This is a genomic window from Moritella dasanensis ArB 0140 (genome assembly GCF_000276805.1).
Classification (GTDB): Bacteria; Pseudomonadota; Gammaproteobacteria; order Enterobacterales; family Moritellaceae; genus Moritella; species Moritella dasanensis.
On record NZ_AKXQ01000055.1, the window covers coordinates 1 to 1,722 of the forward strand.

Consider the following 1,722-nt stretch of genomic DNA (forward strand, 5'->3'; position numbering starts at 1 on the left):
TTCAAGCAATTTGTGTGGGCACTTACAAAGATTAACAACTTTACGTAAGGAGGTGATCCAGCCCCAGGTTCCCCTAGGGCTACCTTGTTACGACTTCACCCCAGTCATGAACCACACCGTGGTCATCGCCCTCCCGAAGGTTAAGCTAATGACTTCTGGTGCAGCCCACTCCCATGGTGTGACGGGCGGTGTGTACAAGGCCCGGGAACGTATTCACCGTGACATTCTGATTCACGATTACTAGCGATTCCGACTTCATGGGGTCGAGTTGCAGACCCCAATCCGGACTACGACGCACTTTATGGGATTCGCTTACCATCGCTGGTTTGCAGCCCTTTGTATGCGCCATTGTAGCACGTGTGTAGCCCTACTCGTAAGGGCCATGATGACTTGACGTCGTCCCCACCTTCCTCCGGTTTATCACCGGCAGTCTCCTTAGAGTTCCCACCATTACGTGCTGGCAAATAAGGATAAGGGTTGCGCTCGTTGCGGGACTTAACCCAACATTTCACAACACGAGCTGACGACAGCCATGCAGCACCTGTCTCACAGTTCCCGAAGGCACTGAGGTATCTCTACCAGATTCTGTGGATGTCAAGAGTAGGTAAGGTTCTTCGCGTTGCATCGAATTAAACCACATGCTCCACCGCTTGTGCGGGCCCCCGTCAATTCATTTGAGTTTTAACCTTGCGGCCGTACTCCCCAGGCGGTCTACTTAATGCGTTAGCTTAAGAGCCCAGTTCGCAAGGAACCAAACTCCGAGTAGACATCGTTTACGGCGTGGACTACCGGGGTATCTAATCCCGTTTGCTACCCACGCTTTCGCATCTGAGCGTCAGTTACTTGCCAGGTGGCCGCCTTCGCCACTGGTATTCCTTCAGATCTCTACGCATTTCACCGCTACACCTGAAATTCTACCACCCTCTCAAGAACTCTAGTTTGCCAGTTCGAAATGCAGTTCCCAGGTTGAGCCCGGGGCTTTCACATCTCGCTTAACAAACCGCCTGCATGCGCTTTACGCCCAGTAATTCCGATTAACGCTTGCACCCTCCGTATTACCGCGGCTGCTGGCACGGAGTTAGCCGGTGCTTCTTCTGCGAGTAACGTCACAGCTAACGAGTATTAATCGTTAACCTTTCCTCCTCGCTGAAAGTACTTTACAACCCTAAGGCCTTCTTCATACACGCGGTATGGCTGCATCAGGCTTTCGCCCATTGTGCAATATTCCCCACTGCTGCCTCCCGTAGGAGTCTGGACCGTGTCTCAGTTCCAGTGTGGCTGATCATCCTCTCAGACCAGCTAGGGATCGTCGCCTTGGTGAGCTCTTACCTCACCAACAAGCTAATCCCACTTGGGCTCATCTAGTCGCGGGAGCTTTCAAGAAGAGGCCCCCTTTCACCCGTAGGTCGTATGCGGTATTAGCAGTCGTTTCCAACTGTTGTCCCCCTCGACTAGGCAGATTCCCAAGCATTACTCACCCGTCCGCCGCTCGACGCCAGAATAGCAAGCTATTCTTCGTTTCCGCTCGACTTGCATGTGTTAAGCCTACCGCCAGCGTTCAATCTGAGCCATGATCAAACTCTTCAATTAAAAGTTTTTTGACTAACCCAATCTACAAGTAGATTCGATTAAGTCGGCTCAATGAATTCTGTACTTCAACAACAAACCGAAGCTTGTTGTTTATAAAACCAAATCTTTCGATTTAATTTAATGTTCACAATT

At 50.8% G+C, this 1,722-nt stretch carries 1 rRNA gene; it reads right to left on the reverse strand.

Annotation, left to right across the window (positions count from 1 at the left end):
- Positions 1 to 45: 45 nt before the first annotated feature.
- Positions 46 to 1,590 (reverse strand): 16S ribosomal RNA (locus A923_RS22440).
- Positions 1,591 to 1,722: the final 132 nt, after the last annotated feature.